The organism is Stenotrophomonas sp. P2112 (genome assembly GCF_041897515.1).
GTDB classification, from domain to species: Bacteria; Pseudomonadota; Gammaproteobacteria; order Xanthomonadales; family Xanthomonadaceae; genus Stenotrophomonas; species Stenotrophomonas sepilia.
In genome coordinates this window covers 1523053-1539302 of sequence record NZ_CP169216.1, presented here as the reverse complement: position 1 = coordinate 1539302, position 16250 = coordinate 1523053, and the positions used below count along the sequence as shown (strand labels likewise).

Sequence of the window (16250 nt, the reverse complement as noted above, 5' to 3'; positions counted from 1 at the left end):
GCTACGCCAGCCTCTGCGACGCTGCGGGCATCCCCCACAGGAGCCGCGCATGCGCCGGATGCTCTTGCCTGCCTGTCTGCTGCTCGCGGCAGCCCCCTTGTCCGCCGCAGCCGCTGAAGCCTGCGATGTCCCTCCCCGCTTCGGCCTGAGCCCATTGGCGGTGGCCATCCGCAATACCGCCTGCAACGAGCACCGGTTGTGGTTCCGGCCCTTCATCGATCGCGATGGCCGCGCCGCCAGCCTCAGCGTCACCGAAGCCGAAAGCGATCACCTGGCCGACAACGGCCTGATCGCCTGGCAGCGCGTGGCCGGCTACTGGCGCAACAGCGGCACGCTCAATGCGATGGGCAGCATCGCCGGCGCCAGCAGCTGTCTGGCACCACTGGGCACGCGCTACACCGACAGCGACTGCCGCGCGTTCCTGATCGACAACCCGTGGTCGGCCGCTTTCATTTCCTGGGTGATGGTGCAGGCCGGCGTTCCCGGCTTCAACACGTCGCCGCGCCACATCGACTACATCCGTGCCGCGTACCAGAGCGGCCCCTCGGGCGTGCCGTACCGGCTGGTCGACCCGGCCACGGCCAAGCCCGCGCCAGGTGATCTGCTGTGCTTCCTGCGCGACCGCAGCACGACGCTCAGCTACAGCGGGCTGGTGCAGGCGCTGGGCAACGGTTCGGTGGGCCACTGGAAATCGCATTGCGAAGTGGTGGTGGCTGCCAACCTGGGGGGCGACCAGACCCTGTACCTGGTCGGTGGCAACGTGATGAACACCGTGGCAATGCGCCTGCTGCCGCTGGACCGTACCGGATTGATCAAGCTGCCCCCGGCACGCGAACGCAACAGCACCGGCATCGACCCCAGCTGCACGCCGGGCCGCGAGGACGAATGCAGCTTCAACCGCCAGGACTGGGCGGCCCTGCTGCAGTTGACCGCGACCGCGCCATTGGTGATGCCGTCACCCTCCGCAGCGCCGATGCAGGCCGTACCGGCCAACGCGCCCGCAGCGCCGACGACGGGCCAGCCACCGCCGAGGCGGTGATACCCGTGCTTGATCCAGCGCACGTTCGCCGCCATCTTTGCCGGATCGACCTCTGACGGCTGACGCCATGCCTACCCTGCTGCTGTTGTTGATTGCCGGCGGAATCATCTACTTCTTCTGGAACGCCGCACGCTCGGCCGCCGAGCGCGCGGTCGAGCTGGGACGCAATGCCTGCCGCGCCGCCGACGTGCAGTGGCTGGACCAGGCGGTGCACGCCACCGGCCTGCGACTGTCGCGTGGCGAAGATGGCCGGCTCGGTTTCGAGCGCACCTTCAAGTTCGAGTATTCCTACGATGGCATCGATCGCCACGTGGGCCGCATGGTGCTGCGTGGCGACCAGCTGATCTCGTTCACCGGCCCCGGTGCCGCGCGGATCAGCCAGATCCGGCCGGATGTGGAGGATGCCGAGGATGTGTAAGAACTGAAGGTGTGCCGACCAACGGTCGGCACCCACACAATTCCGGCACCCACCGCCAAACGGGCAAAGAAAAACGCCGCCCATCGGGGCGGCGTCGGAAGGGTTACTTGACCACGCGCAGGTTCGGGCGGCCCTTCGGCGGCGGACTGGCCGGCGGCGTGTCGTCCGGCGGCGTGCCTTCCTCGTGCAGCAGCTCATCGCGGGTCGGTGCGGTTTCGTTGCCCGGAATGTCATCCGGCAATGCCATGCCCTGCCCGGTCTCGCGGGCGTAGACCGCCAGCACGGCGCTGATCGGCACCTGCACCGGGTAGCTGGTTCCGGAGAAGCGGGCCGAGAAGCTCACCATTTCGTTGTCGATCATCAGCCGCACCACGGCACGTTCGGCGATGTTGAGCACGACCCGGCCATCCTTGACCGCCGAAGGCGGGACCTGCACGCCGGGGACGCCGGCGTCGACCAGGATGTGCGGGGTCAGCTGGTTGTCGTTGATCCATTCCACCAGCGCCCGCAGCAGGTACGGGCGGTGGCTGGTCATGTGGAAGAAGTCTTCGGTCATGCGTGAAGTGTACGCGCCCGGCGCCCCGCCGGGGCGGATCGTCTGCACGCCGGTCGGCGTGCAGACGGGTAACGCGGGGCCGGATCAGACCGGCAGGTCGCGCAGTTTCTTTTCCTGCTCGGTCAGGCTGCGGACAAATCCCGGATGGCGGAAGATGCGGTTGCCGTAGTCCTCGATCGCCTTGCCGTCCTTCGGCAGCGGCACATCCAGCGACTGCAGGCGCCAGATGATCGGCGCCATCGCGCAGTCGGCCAGGCTCATTTCCGGGTTGAGGAAGAACTTGCTGGCCTTGAACAGCGGCAGCGAGGCGGTCAGCAGTTCCTTCAGGCGCTTGCGCCCGGCCTCGGCCTGGGTCTTGTTGCCCAGCTGGACGGCCTGCACCTGCGGCACCCAGTCGTGCTCGATGCGGAGCATGGCCAGGCGGATGCGTGCACGCGACAACGGGTCGACCGGCATCAGTGGCGGATGCGGGTAGCGCTCATCCAGGTACTCGCTGACCACCGATGCGGCGTACAGCACCAGCTCGCGTTCGACCAGGGTCGGCACCGAGTGGTACGGATTGAGGTCGATCAGGTCTTCAGGCGGGTTCTGCGGATCGACCGGAACGAAGTCGAAGGTGACGCCCTTGGCCGCCAGGACCAGGCGTACACGGTGGCACAGTACGTCGTCGTTCGAGGAAAACAGCGTCAGTGTATTGCGCATGCGTACGCTCGCCGCCATCAAAGGCTCTCCCACGACAGGAGACCGCCTGCCGCATCGGCGCCGCCGGCACCGTGCCAGCGGTCGACTCCTCCCCGAGTGTGCAACCGACCATCACAAAAGCCAATAGGCCCATGCGATGGCCGGTGGCAGAATCAGTGAACGTCCTTCCAGTATTCCTTCTTCAGCAGGTACAGCAGGAAGGTCAGCAGGGCCAGGAACAGGATCACCCACACGCCCAGCTGCTGGCGCTTGAGTGCGGCCGGTTCGCCGGCGTATTCGAGGAAGTTGGTGATGTCCCGCACGGCCTGGTCGTACTGCCCGGCGTCCACCGATCCCGGCGTTTCAATCTTCAGGCCGGTCACCGGCGGGTCCATACCGGGCGCTTCCGCCTTGCCGTGCACCGCATGCTGCAGCCCCTGCATCTCCCACAGCGGGTTGGGCATGGAGGCGTTGGCGAACAGCGCGTTGTTCCAGCCCAGCGGGCGGCTGCTGTCCAGATAGAACGACTTGAGATAGGTATAGACCCAGTCGCTGCCACGCACACGCGCGATCAGGCTGAGATCGGGCGGCATCTTGCCGAACCACTTCTCCGCGTTTTCCTTGGGCATCGCCACCGGGATCGGGTCGCCGATCGCCGAGCCGGTGAAGTTGAGGTTGTTCATCACCTCTTCTTCGGTCAGGCCCAGGTCCTGCGCCATCCGCGAGTAGCGCAGGTACTTCAGCGCGTGGCAGCCGGAGCAGTAGTTCATGTACAGCTGCGCACCCCGCTGCAGCGAGGCGCGGTCACCGAGGTCGTTGCCGGCCTGCAGCAGCTTGGTGCCGCCCTCGGCGGCGGAGGCCAGGAAACTGCCCAGCATCAGGGTGGCCGTCAGGGCCAGCCGGACCATCCAGCGCTCAGTCATGCGTGGTCACCCTCTCCGGTACCGGCTTGGTCTTGTCCAACCTTGTCCATAGCGGCATGGTGATGAAGAACGCGAAGTACAGGAAGGTCAGCACCCGCCCGATGTAGGTTTCATGCACGTCGGTGCCCGGGCCGGAGCCGATCACGCCCAGCCACACGAAGCACACCGCCAGCACGCCCAGCATCACCTTCGAGATCCAGCCGCGGTAGCGCACCGACTTCACCCTGGCCTTGTCCAGCCACGGCACCAGGAACAGGATCGCAATGGCCGAGAACATCACCAGCACGCCACCGAGCTTGTTCGGTACCACGCGCAACATCGCGTAGTAAGGCGTGTAGTACCAGACCGGCTTGATGTGTTCGGGGGTCACCAGGCGGTTGGCCTCGGTGAAGTTGTCGTGTTCCAGGAACAGGCCGCCGAAGCCCGGTGCGAAGAAGATGATGAAGGCGGCGATGATCAGAAGGAAGCCGGCGCCGACACCATCCTTGAGCGTGTAGTACGGATGGAACGGAATACCGTCGGCCGGAGCATTCGGCGACCAGCGGTTGCCCTTCGGCCCCTTCTTGATCTCCACGCCATCGGGGTTGTTCGACCCCACTTCGTGCAGCGCGCCCAGATGCAGCACCACCAGCAACAGCAGCACCAGCGGCAGTGCGATGACGTGCAGCGCGAAGAAGCGGTTGAGCGTGGCGTCACTGGGCAGGTAGTCGCCCATGATCCATTCGGTCAGGCCGTTGCCGATCACCGGTATCGCGCCGAACAGCGAGATGATCACTTTGGCGCCCCAGAACGACATCTGGCCCCACGGCAGCACATAGCCCATGAAGGCCTCGGCCATCAGCACCAGGTAGATCAGCATGCCCAGGATCCACACCAGCTCGCGCGGCTTCTGGTAGCTGCCGTACAGCAGGCCGCGGAACATGTGCAGGTAGACCACGATGAAGAAAAGCGAGGCGCCGGTGGAGTGCATGTAGCGGATCAGCCAGCCCCACTCCACATCACGCATGATGTATTCGATGGAGCCGAACGCCTCGGCGGCGCTGGTCTTGTAGTGCATCGTCAGGAAGATGCCGGTGACGATCTGGTTGACCAGCACCAGCAGTGCCAGCGAACCGAAGTAGTACCAGATGTTGAAGTTCTTCGGCGCGTAATACTCGGTAACGTGCTTGCGGTAGACCGGCATCAGGCCCGGCGCGCGGGCATTGACCCAGTCGGCGACGCCGCTGGCGGTACGGGCGAGGATATTGGCCATCAGGCTGCCCCCTGCGGATCGACACCGATGATGATGGTGTTGTCGTCCTGGTAATGGTGCGCGGGCACCTTCAGGTTGATCGGTGCCGGCACATCCTTGAAGACGCGGCCGGACATGTCGAAGCGCGACTTGTGGCAGGGGCAGAAGTAGCCCCCCTTCCACTGCGGGTCGTAGGGCTCAGGCCGGATCTCGGCGACCATTTCCGGCGAGCAGCCCAGGTGCGTGCACAGGCCGACCAGCACGGAGATGTCCGGCTTGATCGAGCGCAGCTCGGGGTTCTGCTTCAGCACGTAGTCCGGCTGCTGGTCCTTCTCGCCGGACTCGGGGTCCTTGAGGCGGCCATCCAGCCCGTGCAGTGCATCCAGGATCGCCTTGGACCGCTTGACGATCCAGATCGGCTGGCCACGCCACTCCACGATCAGGCGTTGGCCTTCCTGCAGGGCGCTGATGTCGGCCACCACCGGTGCACCGGCAAGCTTGGCACGGGCACTGGGGTTCCAGGATTTGATGAAAGGAACGGCGGTGAATCCGACGCCGACGGCGCCAACCACAGCAGTGGTGGCAGAAAGAAAACGCCGACGTCCGGTGTTGACTGGATCGTGTACCCCATCGTTGGCCATCCGGCACTCCGATATTGATTAGGTAGCTTTAAGGCTGCCAGCGGATCCGGTGGGGGCCAGAGCCGCATTGAATCATGGGCGAGTGTAGCGGAACCGTCGCGCGCCACACAACGCATTGCAACAACATTGATTACGGGGTTGCCGGCCAGCGGCCGGCACTACTGGTGTGTCAATGCGGTGCGGTAACGCTCGGCCAGCTGTCCGACCCGGCGCACGTAGTACTGGGTCTCGCTGTAGGGCGGCACGCCACCGTGGCGGTCGACCGCGCCTTCGCCGGCGTTGTAGCCGGCCGCAGCCAGGGTCAGGTCGCCATTGAAGCGCTTCAGCAACCACGCAAGATACTGCACGCCACCACGGATGTTCTGCGCGGCATCGTAGGAATCGCTGACCCCGAAGCGGGCTGCGGTCGGCGGCATCAGCTGCATCAGGCCCTGCGCGCCGGCGCGGCTGAGCGCGGTCGGGTTGTAGGCCGACTCGGCGTGGATGATGGCGCGCACCACGGCTTCTTCGACGCCGAACTCGCGTGCGGCCGAGGTGATCTCGGTCTGGAACGCGGTGGTGTTCAAGCGCACCGAACCGAAGTCCACGCGTGGGTTGACGCCACAGGCATAACAGCGCTCCATGAAACTGTAGCGGATGGTACGCACCGGGCCGAGGTTGGCGACCTGGGTCGGCCGCGCACTGGTGTAGTGGCGCACCCCATCCTTCATGAAGGAGTAGACCTGGCCGCTGACCATCCGCCCGGCCCGCGAGGCCGTCGGTACCGCGGCAGGCGCGGGTGCAGCAGGCGTCGGCGCGACTGCAGCGGGCGCAGCGGCGCTGGCCGCCACGGCGACCGGATTGCGTTCGATGCTGGCCACCGAGGTCGGCGCAGGCTTCGATGCGGCCACCACGGGGCGCGGTGCCGGGCGGGTATCGCGGCTGTAGCTGATGCTGCTGCAGCGCGCGCCGGCCACTCGCTTGCTCACGTAGCTGGTGACCCCGTCGGCGCCCTGGCACTTGTACAGGGTGCCAGCGCTGGCCGGCGCAGCGGTCAGCGCAGCGATGATGATCGCCGTTGTCCCCAGTATCCCCTTCATGCCGCGAGTGTCCCAGCTTCGCCGGGGCTTGCCAAGCGATGTGGCTCAGCCTGTGACCGGCGGCACAGCCAGCACCTGGCCCAATCCGGTCAAACGCTGTGCCAGCTCATCGCGCAGGCCCGGCGGTGTGGTCCACAACGCCACCGGCACCCGGTCCAGGCTGAGGATCTGCGCCAGCATCATGCCGCGGCTCTCGGCGCCCATGCGCAACAGGCAATGGTCGGCACCATCAGCCTCCAGCACACCACACCACGGCGGGATGCGCCCTTCCAGCTCGGTGCGGCTGCCGGCCAGGCGGACAATGGCCTGCAGCGCGAAGGGCGCCTGGCTGACCGCCTGCCGCACCATCACGTCCGGGGGCGCGGGCGGGCGCCGATGCATGCCCGGCCCGGCGCATTCGCGCACCGCGCCCATCCGGTCCACGCGCAGGGTGCGCCAGTCCTGGCGGCCCAGGTCCCAGGCCAGCAGGTACCAGCGCCGCCCATAGTTGACCAGGTGCTGCGCCTCGACCTCGCGCTGGGTCACCTCCTCCTGCGCACTGCGGTACTCGAAGGCCAGCCGTGACGCCTGCCGGCAGTGCTGGGCCAGCCGTCCCAGCAGGCGTGCGTCGGTGGAGGGAAGGTCGGACAGGGTGGCCGTCGCCGCATGCACCTCGCCGGCCTGCCGCCGGCGACGGGTGGGGACCAGCGGATCGAGCTTGGACAGCAGGCCCCGCGCGGTGTCGTCGATGCCAGCGACGGTCGCGGACGCGGCACGCAGGGCGATCGCCAGGGTCGTCGCCTCGTCCTCGTCCAGCAGCATCGGCAGCACCGGTGCCCCTGCCCCGAGCTGATAGCCGCCGCCGACCCCCGATGAGGCCCGCACCGGATAGCCCAGTTCGCGCAGGCGTTCGATATCACGGCGGATACTGCGCCGGTCCACGCCCATGCGCTCGGCCAGCTCAGCCCCGGACCACTGGCGGCGGGCCTGCAGCAGGGCGATCAGGCGCAGCAGTCGATGGGCGGTATGGCGCATGAAGAATCGAGGACAGAAGTCGTCCGCAATAGTGCCTCAGGATGGCTTCCAGTTCACCCACCCACCGCAAGGAGCAATGCCATGAACTCACGCCAGATCACCCTGTACCACGCCGCCAGATCCCGTTCGAGCGGCGCCGTGGCCCTGCTCGAAGCGCTGGGTGCCGACTACCGCATGCAGGTGCTGGACCTGAAGGCCGGTGCCAACCTGGCCCCGGCCTATCTGGCCATCAACCCGATGGGCAAGGTGCCGGCCATCGTCCACAACGGCGCACTGGTGACCGAGCAGGTCGCCATTTATCTGTACCTGGCCGACCTGTATCCGGAGGCCGGGCTGGCCCCGCCGATCGGCGACGCCCTGCGCGGCCCCTACCTGCGCTGGATGGCCTTCTACGGTGCCTGTTTCGAGCCGGCGATGATCGACAAGGCGATGCACCGCGAGCCGCCGCCGCGCCTGATGTCGCCGTACAACGACGCCGAGACCGTGCTGCAGGTGGTCGAGGCCCAGCTGGCGCAGGGCCCGTACCTGCTCGGCGAGACGATGAGTGCCGCCGACGTGCTGTGGGGCAATGCGCTGGCCTGGACCACGGCCTTCGGCCTGGTGCAGCCTGCGCCGGCCACGGCTGATTACATCGCACGGATGAGCGCGATGACCGCCTTCGACCGTTCGCGGCAGATCGATGCGGAGCTGGCGGCCGCGTAAGCAGCCCCCCCCCTTGTAGAGCCGAGCCCGCGCTCGGCTGCTCTTCCCGCTTCCCATGGGGCAGCAGCCTGGCATGGCCTGGCTCTACTGAAGCCAGCCGAGCGTGGGCTCGGCTCTACAAGGGCGCGGCGGCTGGCGCGGGATGCGGGTAGAATTGCCCGCTTTCCCGCCACCCGAATGGATTAAGCGCCATGACCGGGACGCCAGACGTCTTTCCGCCCGCCACGCCGGGCGGTACCCCGCTCGTTGCCCTGCCCGCTGGTCCGCGCAAGCCTGACCAGGTCAAGGGCAAGCTGTACATCAAGACCCACGGTTGCCAGATGAACGAGTACGACTCGGCCAAGATGGCCGACGTGCTTGCCGCCAGCGATGGCCTGGAACTGACCGACAGCCCGGACGACGCCGACGTCATCCTGGTCAACACCTGCTCCATCCGCGAGAAGGCGCAGGAGAAGGTGTTCAGCCAACTCGGCGTGTGGAAGGGCCTGAAGAACAAGGGCCGCGAGGTCATCATCGGCGTGGGCGGCTGCGTTGCCTCGCAGGAAGGCGAAGCGATCATCAAGCGCGCCCCGTTCGTGGACCTTGTGTTCGGTCCGCAGACCCTGCATCGCCTGCCGGAACTGATCCGCGCACGCCGCGAGCAGAAGCGCCCGCAGGTGGACATCAGCTTCCCCGAGATCGAGAAGTTCGACCGCCTGCCCGAGCCACGCGCCGAAGGTGCCTCGGCGTTCGTGTCGATCATGGAAGGCTGTTCCAAGTACTGCTCGTTCTGCGTGGTGCCTTACACCCGCGGCACCGAAGTCAGCCGCCCGTTCGAGGACGTGGTGGTGGAAGTGGCGCAGCTCGCCGCGCAGGGCGTGCGCGAGATCAACCTGCTCGGCCAGAACGTCAACGCCTATCGCGGCCCGTATGGAGACGGTGAGTTTGCCGACCTCGGCCTGCTGATCCGCACCATCGCCGAGATCGATGGGGTCGGCCGCATCCGCTTCACCACCTCGCACCCGCTCGAGTTCAGCGATTCGCTGATCGATGCGTTCCGCGACGTTCCGCAGCTGGCCAACTTCCTGCACCTGCCGGTGCAGGCCGGCAGCGACCGCGTGCTGTCGGCGATGAAGCGCGGCTACACCGCGCTGGAATTCAAGTCGAAGATCCGCAAGCTGCGCGCGGTGCGCCCGGACATTTCAATCAGCTCGGACTTCATCGTCGGCTTCCCCGGCGAGACCGATGCCGACTTCGAGAAGACCATGAAGCTGATCGAGGACATCGGCTTCGACCACAGTTTCTCCTTCATCTATTCGCGTCGACCGGGTACGCCGGCGGCCGATCTGGAGGACACGATCAGCGATGCCGAGAAGCATGCGCGCCTGTCGCGCCTGCAGGAGCGCATCAATGCGCACGCCGCCAGCATCTCGGAGAAGATGGTCGGTACCGTGCAGACCGTGCTGGTGGAAGGGCCGTCGCGCAAGAACCCGAACGAGCTGACCGGCAAGACCGAGAACATGCGGTCGGTGAATTTCCCGGCGCCTGCGCGCCTGATCGGGCAGTTCGTGGATGTGGTGATCACCGAAGCGCTGACCAATTCGCTGCGCGCACGGGTGGTGGCGGAATAAGGTCCGGGTGTGCCGACAACGGTCGGCGCCCACCGGAAATGATGCCGGCCAGCGGCCGGCACTACCGAATGACAGGCCTCAATCCAGGCGCTTGCGGAAACGCAGGATCGCCAGGGTCATCATCACCACGATGAAGGCCAGCAGCGCCAGTGCGTCGTGCCACAGCTCCCACAGCGAGGCGCCGCGCAGCATGATGCCGCGCACCAGGCGCAGGAAGTGGGTCAGCGGCAGCACTTCGGCCAGCCACTGCACCGTCCGCGGCATGCCGGCGAACGGGAACATGAAGCCCGACAGCAGGATCGACGGCAGGAACAGGAACAGGGTCATCTGCATCGCCTGGAACTGCGAACGCGCGCGCGTGGAGATCAGCAGGCCCAGCGCCAGGTTGGCCAGCACCAGCAGCACCGCGGCCAGGTAGATGTCGAGCAGGCTGCCGCGAATCGGCACCTGGAACAGCCAGGTGCCCAGCACCAGCACCAGCGTGGTCTGCAGCAGACCGATCGCTGCATAGGGCAGCACCTTGCCGACCATCAGTTCGCTGCGCGATACCGGCGTGGCGATCAGCAGTTCCATGTTGCCGCGCTCGCGTTCGCGCACCACCGCCACCGCCGTGAACATCACCAGGGTCATGGTCAGGATCACCCCGATCAGGCCGGGCACGATGTTCACCGCCGAGCGCCGTTGCGGGTTGTAGAAACTGGTCACGCTGACCTGGCCACCGGCAATGCTGCCTTCGCGCAGCGGCCGCGTATTGCTGGTCGGGCGCGTATCCAGTGGCACCTGCGCCAGCTGGATCGCCGCACTTTGCACCACGGTGTCGCTGCCATCGACCAGCACCTGTACCGCTTCGCGTCCATCGAAGCGGCGACGCTCGAAGTCGGCCGGCACCACGATGCCGACGCTGATCTCGCCGCGGCGCAGCGCCTGCATCAGCTGGTCCGGCGTGTAGGCCTCGCTGCGTGGCGTGATCACGCCGGTGGCGACCATGACCTGCACCAGCGCGCGTGAGGCGGCGCTGTTGGCCTGGTCGGCGATACCCGCATCGAGGTGGCGCAGGTTGAGGTTGATCGCATACCCGAACAGCAGCAGTTGCATCACCGGAATGCCGACGATCATCGCCAGCGTGATGCGGTCGCGGCGCAGCTGCCGCAGCTCCTTGAGCATGATCGCCCACAGCCTGCGCAGGTTCATGCCGCTGGCTCCCTGCCACGGCCACGGGTGGCGGCCACGAACACGTCTTCCAGGTTCGGCGCCACCTTCTCGATGCTGGCCTGCGGGTCAGCACTGGCCAGCGCACGGCCCAGCACTGCGATGTCCGCCGCTCCCTCATTGCACAGCACACGCAGATGGGTGCCGATCTGCGCCACGCTCAGCACGCCGGGCAGCTCGGCCAGCACGCGGCTGGCCTGGCGTGGCTGCGATGACGTGACCTGCAGCGTGCGTCCTTGCAGCCGTGAACAGAGCTCGGCCGGCGTGCCGTCGGCCACCAGTGCGCCGCGATCAAGGATCGCCAGGCGATGGCAGCGCTCGGCTTCGTCCATGTAATGGGTCGACACCAGCACCGTGGTTCCCGCGTCGGCCAGTTCGAACAGGGCCTCCCAGAAGTCGCGGCGCGATTCCGGGTCGACCGCGCTGGTCGGCTCATCCAGGAACAGCAGTTCGGGCGAATGCACCACGGCGCCGGCCAGGGCCAGGCGCTGCTTCTGCCCGCCGCTGAGCGTACCGGCCAGCTGCGACTGCCGGTCCTGCAACCGGTACTGCTGCAGCAGCGCATCGACCCGTTGCCGGGCCTGGTTGCGCGGCAGGTCCTGGATGGCGGCGAGGAATTCCAGGTTCTCGCGTACCGACAGGTCTTCGTACAGCGAGAAGCGCTGGGTCATGTAGCCGATGCGCCGGCGCAGTGCTTCGGCCTGCTCGGGAACCGCCAGGCCCAGCACCTCGATCTGCCCCGCACTGGGTTCCAGCAGGCCGCACAGCATGCGGATGGTGGTCGACTTGCCTGACCCGTTCGGGCCCAGGAAGCCGTACACCTGCCCGCGCGGGACGGTCAGGTCGACCTTGTCCACGGCCAGCAGTTCACCGAAGCGGCGAGTCAGGCCCTGCGCATGCACCGCGATGTCCGCACCGGTGTTCAGAAGCGCACCTGCACCGGCAGTCCGGCCGGAAGCTTCTGCATGTCGCTGGCTGCATCCACGTCGATCTCGGCGAGGTAGCTCAGGCGCTCGACGTCATCGCCGGTCAGTGCGTAGTACGGGGTGAATGAAGGCTCGCTGCGGATCGCGCGCACATGGCCCTTCAGTACGGTGCCCCCTCCCTCCAGCTGTATCTGCGCTGGCTGACCGACCTTGACCTGCAGGCGCAGCGGCTGTGGCAGGTAGACGCGCGCATAGGGGCGCTCGCCGACCAGCATCACCGCCAGCGGCGCCCCGATCGGTGCCTGGTCACCCTGCCGGTAGGGCAAGGCATCGATCACGCCATCGCGCGGTGCGCGCAGCTGCAGCTTCTGCAGGTTGACGCCCTGCACCACCTGCTGCGCCTGTGCGGCGTCGGCGGCCGCCTGGCCCTGGGCGATGTCCTGCGCGCGACTGCCGTGCACCCGTTCCAGCCAGGCCTGCTCGGCGGCACGCGCGCTGGCCGCGGCATGGCCGGCGGCCGCCCGTGCACGGTCCAGCTCGGCGGCGGCGATCAGGCGCTGGCGTGCCAATGGCTGCACCCGACGATAGTAGGCAGTGGCTTCAGAAGACTGCGCGCGCAACGCGGCCAGTTGTGCCTGGGCCTGTGCGATCTGTTCCTGGCGAGGGCCGAGCTTCAGCTCTTCCAGCTGGGCCTGCGCGCGCGCCGTGTCGGCCTGCGCCGCCGCGAACTGCGCGTCGCCGCGGGCGGGATCGAGCTGCATCAGCACGGCCCCGGCCTTGACCCGCTGGCCCTCGCGCACCTCCACCGTGGCGATCACCTCGGCCGCCGGCGCCGGCACCGTGATCCGGTCCCACTCCAGCGTGCCCAGCGCCGTTGGCGTTGACTGCCCACAGCCCGCCAGCAGGCCGATGCCCGCCAGCCCGAGTCCACGCATCCCGTTACCGATGCCCATGCCATCCCCTCCTGCGACGGCGACACGGTGCCACCTGCCCCGTGCACCCTCAATGATTCCGATCAGCCCTGACGGTTTTTTCGCCACGTACGGGCGAGCCTTTTGCTGCAAGGTTCCTCGCCACCTATCCACAGCTTGATTCAGCATCATTCCACAGCCGGTGTGGAGAACCGGACGGGGGCGGCCGTACTGGCTGCCTGGCAGCGGAAGATGCGCTGCCGTCACAGGACCCGGCCGACCGTGACGGTTTTTTCACCACCGCCTCATACGCCTTGTGGCACAAGCACTGCGAAGGCCTATCCACAGCTTTTCGCGCCCTCCGTCCACACCGGGTGTGGAAAACCGCGTATCGGCCCGCCGCTGGCCGCATGCCCGGTACGCGCGTAACCTTGTCACCCCGAGTCCATCGTGGTGGACGGCGACCCCGCCCCACCCCAAGCAATGAAAAGCATCGATCATCGAGACTTCACCCTGTCGCCGGAAGACAACGAGCGACTGGCCAACCTGTGCGGCCCCTTCGACGGGCACCTGCGCCAGATCGAGCTGAAGCTCGGCGTGGAGATCGCCAATCGTGGCTTCGTGTTCCGCATCAGCGGGCCCAACGAAGCCATCGTCGAGGCGCAGAAGCTGGTTGAAGCGCTGTACGCCGAAGCCGGCGAAACCACCTTCGACAATCACGCCATCCACCTGCGCCTGGCGCAGGCCAACGTCGAGCAGATCGCCGAACGCTCCTACGAAGCGCAGGACGTGGCAATCAAGGTCAAGCGTGGCACGGTACGTGGCCGCGGCGCCAACCAGGGCCGCTACCTGCACCAGATCGCCACGCATGACATCAACTTCGGCATCGGCCCGGCCGGAACCGGCAAGACCTTCCTGGCCGTGGCCAGCGCGGTCGAAGCACTGAACGAGTCACGGGTGCAGCGCCTGATCCTGGTGCGCCCGGCGGTGGAAGCCGGCGAGAAGCTGGGCTTCCTGCCCGGCGACCTGAGCCAGAAGGTCGACCCGTACCTGCGACCGCTGTACGACGCCCTGTACGAGATGATGGGCGTGGAGAAGGTGGTCAAGCTGCTGGAGAAGAACGTCATCGAGATCGCGCCGCTGGCCTACATGCGCGGCCGCACGCTCAACGATGCGTTCGTGATCCTGGACGAGGCGCAGAACACCACCATCGAACAGATGAAGATGTTCCTGACCCGCCTGGGCTACGGCTCCACGGCGGTGGTCACCGGTGACCTGACCCAGACCGACCTGCCCAAGCACGTGAAGTCCGGCCTGCGCGACGCGATCGATGTGCTGCGCGAGGTCGAGGGCGTCAGCTTCACCTTCTTCGAATCCCGCGACGTGGTCCGGCATCCGCTGGTGGCGCGCATCGTCAGCGCCTACGACCGCCGCGACCTGCATCAGATCCAGCCTGGAGCAACGCCATGACCCGTGGTCCCGTGCGACTGGACGTCGCCGTCAGTTATGCCCTGCCGCGTACCGGGCTGCCGGCCGCAGTGAGCTTCCGCAAGTGGGTGGCCGCTGCGTTGAAGGGCCGCATCCGTGAGGCCGACCTGGCCATCCGCGTGGTCGATGCCAAGGAGGGGCAGTCGCTGAACCGCCATTACCGTGGCAAGGACTACGCCACCAACGTGCTCAGCTTCCCGGCCGACGTGCCCGAAGGCCTGCCCAAGGGCGTCAAGTTTCCATTGCTCGGCGACCTGGTGATCTGCGCACCGGTGGTGGCCCGCGAAGCCGACGAACAGGGCAAGGCGCTCAACGCACATTACGCGCACCTGACCGTGCACGGCGTGCTGCACCTGCTTGGCTGGGACCACGAGGACGACAAGGAAGCCGACGCAATGGAACAGCTGGAGCGCGAGATCCTGGCCGAGCTCGGCATCGCCGATCCCTACGCCGGCGAGCGCTGACGGCCACGCATACCGGGTTCATCACAGAGGACACCCCCATCGCGCTGTTGCCCGCACTCATTGCCGCTCTTCTGCAGGTAACCACTGCCCCGGGCATCGACCCCGACCGGGAACGACCGTCGCCGTTCCCGGCCAGCGACAGCGCCGCCGACATTGCCGCCAAAGTCGCCGAGGTGCAGGCCTTCTTTGACGTCAGCCAGCAGACGGCCCGCCAGGCGGTCGCCGAGGCGCAGCAGCACGCGTTGATGGAACGCTTGAGGGCGCGCCACGCGGCACGCCTGGCCGGTATGTGGGTGGACAATGCGACGGGGTGGAACGTCGTCGTGCGACTGACTGGGCCGGCACCTGCGGCCGATGAGACCCATCCAGGGGCGGACGGCCCGCAACGCGTGCGCTACATCATCGGCGCTTCAATGACCGAAGCGGAGATGCAGCGCCGTCTTCAGGCGCAGCAGGGCTGGTTCATCCCGCAGCTGCCCGGCCTGACCGGCTATGGCCTGGACGTCATGACCGGTGAACTGGAGCTGGAACTCCGGGATACCGCTGGCGCGCGCGCAACGGCGGCGACCGTGCGCGACCACCTGCAGGCGCTGCTGGGCTACCCGGTCAGGCTGCGCTGGTACCCAGCGGCATCGCACCTGCAATCTCCCTGACTGCGTAGAGACGCTCGCGATAGCCGACCGGGACCGGTACGATCACCGGCCTGCCTTCCGTTGCGGATCCAGTGCCCGTGCTGCGTATTGTCCTGCCCCTGCTGCTCGTCGCGTCCGCCCCGGCCGCTGCCTTGGACCTGCCGGCGCTGATCGAATGCCGCCAGGGCGTAGCCGATCACGCTGCACTGGCACCGCTGCTGGCTGATCCGCTGAAGGCCGTCGCCCACGGCCTGCAGCCGCTGCCCCAGGGCAACCAGTTCATGAGCGAGTACCGACTGGCCCAGCCGATCAGCGTGTTCGGCGACCGCACCGAACGGGTCGCCGTGGCCGGCTCCAGCATCATGGCGATCCTCGACCAGGCTGACCCGCGGCCGTTGGCCAAACGCCTGGCGCTGGAGACCGGCTACGACCAGGACGGCAAGTTCATGGCCGGCCGCGAGCTGGTCAGCCGCGACGTGACCGACCCGAAGAGCGGCGAGGCCCAGATCGAGTCGATCATTCTCAGCGTCTCCACCGTGGCCTCCCATCCGGGCAAGACCCTGGCCGGCTGTACCTACAGCCTGGACCTGCCTGAAGAAGAAGCCCCTGCCCGGCCTGAACTGGCCCCGCCGCCGATCACCGGACCGGGCAGCGACGGTCACTGACAGGCCGCCACATCCTGCTAGACTTGGGCCAACGCCCGGCCTGCCGGGTGCCTTTTTTCCA

At 67.2% G+C, this 16250-nt stretch carries 18 protein-coding genes; 8 read left to right on the top strand and 10 right to left on the bottom strand.

Going from position 1 to position 16250, the window contains the following annotated elements:
* Nucleotides 1-49: 49 nt before the first annotated feature.
* Together ACEPA4_RS07130 and ACEPA4_RS07125 are read left to right on the top strand one after the other, a co-directional pair.
* The gene (locus tag ACEPA4_RS07130) at nt 50-1039 is read left to right on the top strand and encodes a DUF2272 domain-containing protein (RefSeq protein ID WP_065186106.1); all 990 of its coding nucleotides are present in this window, start codon (nt 50-52) and stop codon (nt 1037-1039) included.
* Between the two features lie 67 nt (nt 1040-1106).
* Nucleotides 1107-1457: a DUF3301 domain-containing protein gene (locus ACEPA4_RS07125; RefSeq protein ID WP_005415950.1), complete on the top strand. Its 351-nt coding sequence runs from the start codon at nt 1107-1109 to the stop codon at nt 1455-1457.
* A 103-nt stretch (nt 1458-1560) separates the two neighbouring features.
* Here the strand turns inward: ACEPA4_RS07125 and ACEPA4_RS07120 are convergent, their stop codons facing one another.
* The 7 genes from ACEPA4_RS07120 to ACEPA4_RS07090 all read right to left on the bottom strand — a co-directional run bounded on the left by ACEPA4_RS07120 (nt 1561) and on the right by ACEPA4_RS07090 (nt 7582).
* The gene (locus ACEPA4_RS07120) at nt 1561-2013 is read right to left on the bottom strand and encodes a ClpXP protease specificity-enhancing factor (RefSeq protein ID WP_005415949.1); all 453 of its coding nucleotides are present in this window, start codon (nt 2011-2013) and stop codon (nt 1561-1563) included.
* Between the two features lie 84 nt (nt 2014-2097).
* The gene (locus ACEPA4_RS07115; RefSeq protein WP_111127095.1) at nt 2098-2733 is read right to left on the bottom strand and encodes a glutathione S-transferase N-terminal domain-containing protein; all 636 of its coding nucleotides are present in this window, start codon (nt 2731-2733) and stop codon (nt 2098-2100) included.
* Between the two features lie 134 nt (nt 2734-2867).
* Complete coding sequence (locus tag ACEPA4_RS07110) at nt 2868-3617, bottom strand: cytochrome c1 (protein ID WP_049414892.1); 750 nt, start codon at nt 3615-3617, stop codon at nt 2868-2870.
* Nucleotides 3610-4869 carry a cytochrome bc complex cytochrome b subunit gene (locus tag ACEPA4_RS07105; RefSeq protein ID WP_049451337.1) on the bottom strand — a complete coding sequence of 420 codons (1260 nt, stop codon included), beginning with the start codon at nt 4867-4869 and terminating at the stop codon, nt 3610-3612. The genes ACEPA4_RS07110 and ACEPA4_RS07105 overlap by 8 nt, the downstream gene beginning before the upstream one ends.
* Nucleotides 4869-5489 carry a ubiquinol-cytochrome c reductase iron-sulfur subunit gene (petA, locus tag ACEPA4_RS07100; protein WP_004151998.1) on the bottom strand — a complete coding sequence of 207 codons (621 nt, stop codon included), beginning with the start codon at nt 5487-5489 and terminating at the stop codon, nt 4869-4871. The genes ACEPA4_RS07105 and petA overlap by 1 nt, the downstream gene beginning before the upstream one ends.
* 158 nt (nt 5490-5647) lie before the next feature.
* Nucleotides 5648-6568: a lytic transglycosylase domain-containing protein gene (locus ACEPA4_RS07095; RefSeq protein ID WP_065177385.1), complete on the bottom strand. Its 921-nt coding sequence runs from the start codon at nt 6566-6568 to the stop codon at nt 5648-5650.
* A 45-nt stretch (nt 6569-6613) separates the two neighbouring features.
* Nucleotides 6614-7582: a YafY family protein gene (locus tag ACEPA4_RS07090; protein WP_065177386.1), complete on the bottom strand. Its 969-nt coding sequence runs from the start codon at nt 7580-7582 to the stop codon at nt 6614-6616.
* Nucleotides 7583-7663: 81 nt separating this feature from the next.
* Between ACEPA4_RS07090 and ACEPA4_RS07085 the strand changes: the two genes are divergently transcribed.
* Together ACEPA4_RS07085 and miaB are read left to right on the top strand one after the other, a co-directional pair.
* Nucleotides 7664-8284: a glutathione S-transferase family protein gene (locus ACEPA4_RS07085; protein ID WP_005415942.1), complete on the top strand. Its 621-nt coding sequence runs from the start codon at nt 7664-7666 to the stop codon at nt 8282-8284.
* Between the two features lie 191 nt (nt 8285-8475).
* Nucleotides 8476-9894 carry a tRNA (N6-isopentenyl adenosine(37)-C2)-methylthiotransferase MiaB gene (miaB, locus tag ACEPA4_RS07080; RefSeq protein ID WP_049435924.1) on the top strand — a complete coding sequence of 473 codons (1419 nt, stop codon included), beginning with the start codon at nt 8476-8478 and terminating at the stop codon, nt 9892-9894.
* A 78-nt stretch (nt 9895-9972) separates the two neighbouring features.
* On the opposite strand, the gene ACEPA4_RS07075 is transcribed toward miaB, so the two are convergent.
* Genes ACEPA4_RS07075 through ACEPA4_RS07065 form a run of 3 tightly spaced genes read right to left on the bottom strand, consistent with a single transcriptional unit; the run spans nt 9973 to nt 12982 of the window.
* Entirely contained in the window at nt 9973-11085 is a 1113-nt protein-coding gene (locus ACEPA4_RS07075; protein WP_065186104.1) for an ABC transporter permease, read from the bottom strand.
* Nucleotides 11082-12005: an ABC transporter ATP-binding protein gene (locus ACEPA4_RS07070; protein ID WP_065186103.1), complete on the bottom strand. Its 924-nt coding sequence runs from the start codon at nt 12003-12005 to the stop codon at nt 11082-11084. The genes ACEPA4_RS07075 and ACEPA4_RS07070 overlap by 4 nt, the downstream gene beginning before the upstream one ends.
* A 20-nt stretch (nt 12006-12025) precedes the next feature.
* Complete coding sequence (locus tag ACEPA4_RS07065) at nt 12026-12982, bottom strand: HlyD family secretion protein (RefSeq protein WP_065186102.1); 957 nt, start codon at nt 12980-12982, stop codon at nt 12026-12028.
* Nucleotides 12983-13423: 441 nt separating this feature from the next.
* Here ACEPA4_RS07065 and ACEPA4_RS07060 point away from each other — a divergent pair, with 441 nt between their 5' ends.
* The 4 genes from ACEPA4_RS07060 to ACEPA4_RS07045 all read left to right on the top strand — a co-directional run bounded on the left by ACEPA4_RS07060 (nt 13424) and on the right by ACEPA4_RS07045 (nt 16189).
* Nucleotides 13424-14410, top strand: a complete 987-nt coding sequence (locus tag ACEPA4_RS07060; RefSeq protein ID WP_005415936.1) for a PhoH family protein — start codon at nt 13424-13426, stop codon at nt 14408-14410.
* Nucleotides 14407-14892 (top strand): rRNA maturation RNase YbeY, encoded by a 486-nt coding sequence (ybeY, locus tag ACEPA4_RS07055; RefSeq protein WP_065177391.1) that lies wholly within the window; start codon nt 14407-14409, stop codon nt 14890-14892. The genes ACEPA4_RS07060 and ybeY overlap by 4 nt, the downstream gene beginning before the upstream one ends.
* A 47-nt stretch (nt 14893-14939) precedes the next feature.
* On the top strand, nt 14940-15545 hold the full coding sequence (locus ACEPA4_RS07050) for a hypothetical protein (RefSeq protein WP_065177392.1): 606 nt from the start codon (nt 14940-14942) through the stop codon (nt 15543-15545).
* A 77-nt stretch (nt 15546-15622) separates the two neighbouring features.
* Nucleotides 15623-16189, top strand: coding sequence for a hypothetical protein (locus ACEPA4_RS07045; protein WP_005415933.1), 567 nt, complete (start codon nt 15623-15625; stop codon nt 16187-16189).
* The last annotated feature ends 61 nt before the right edge of the window (nt 16190-16250 follow it).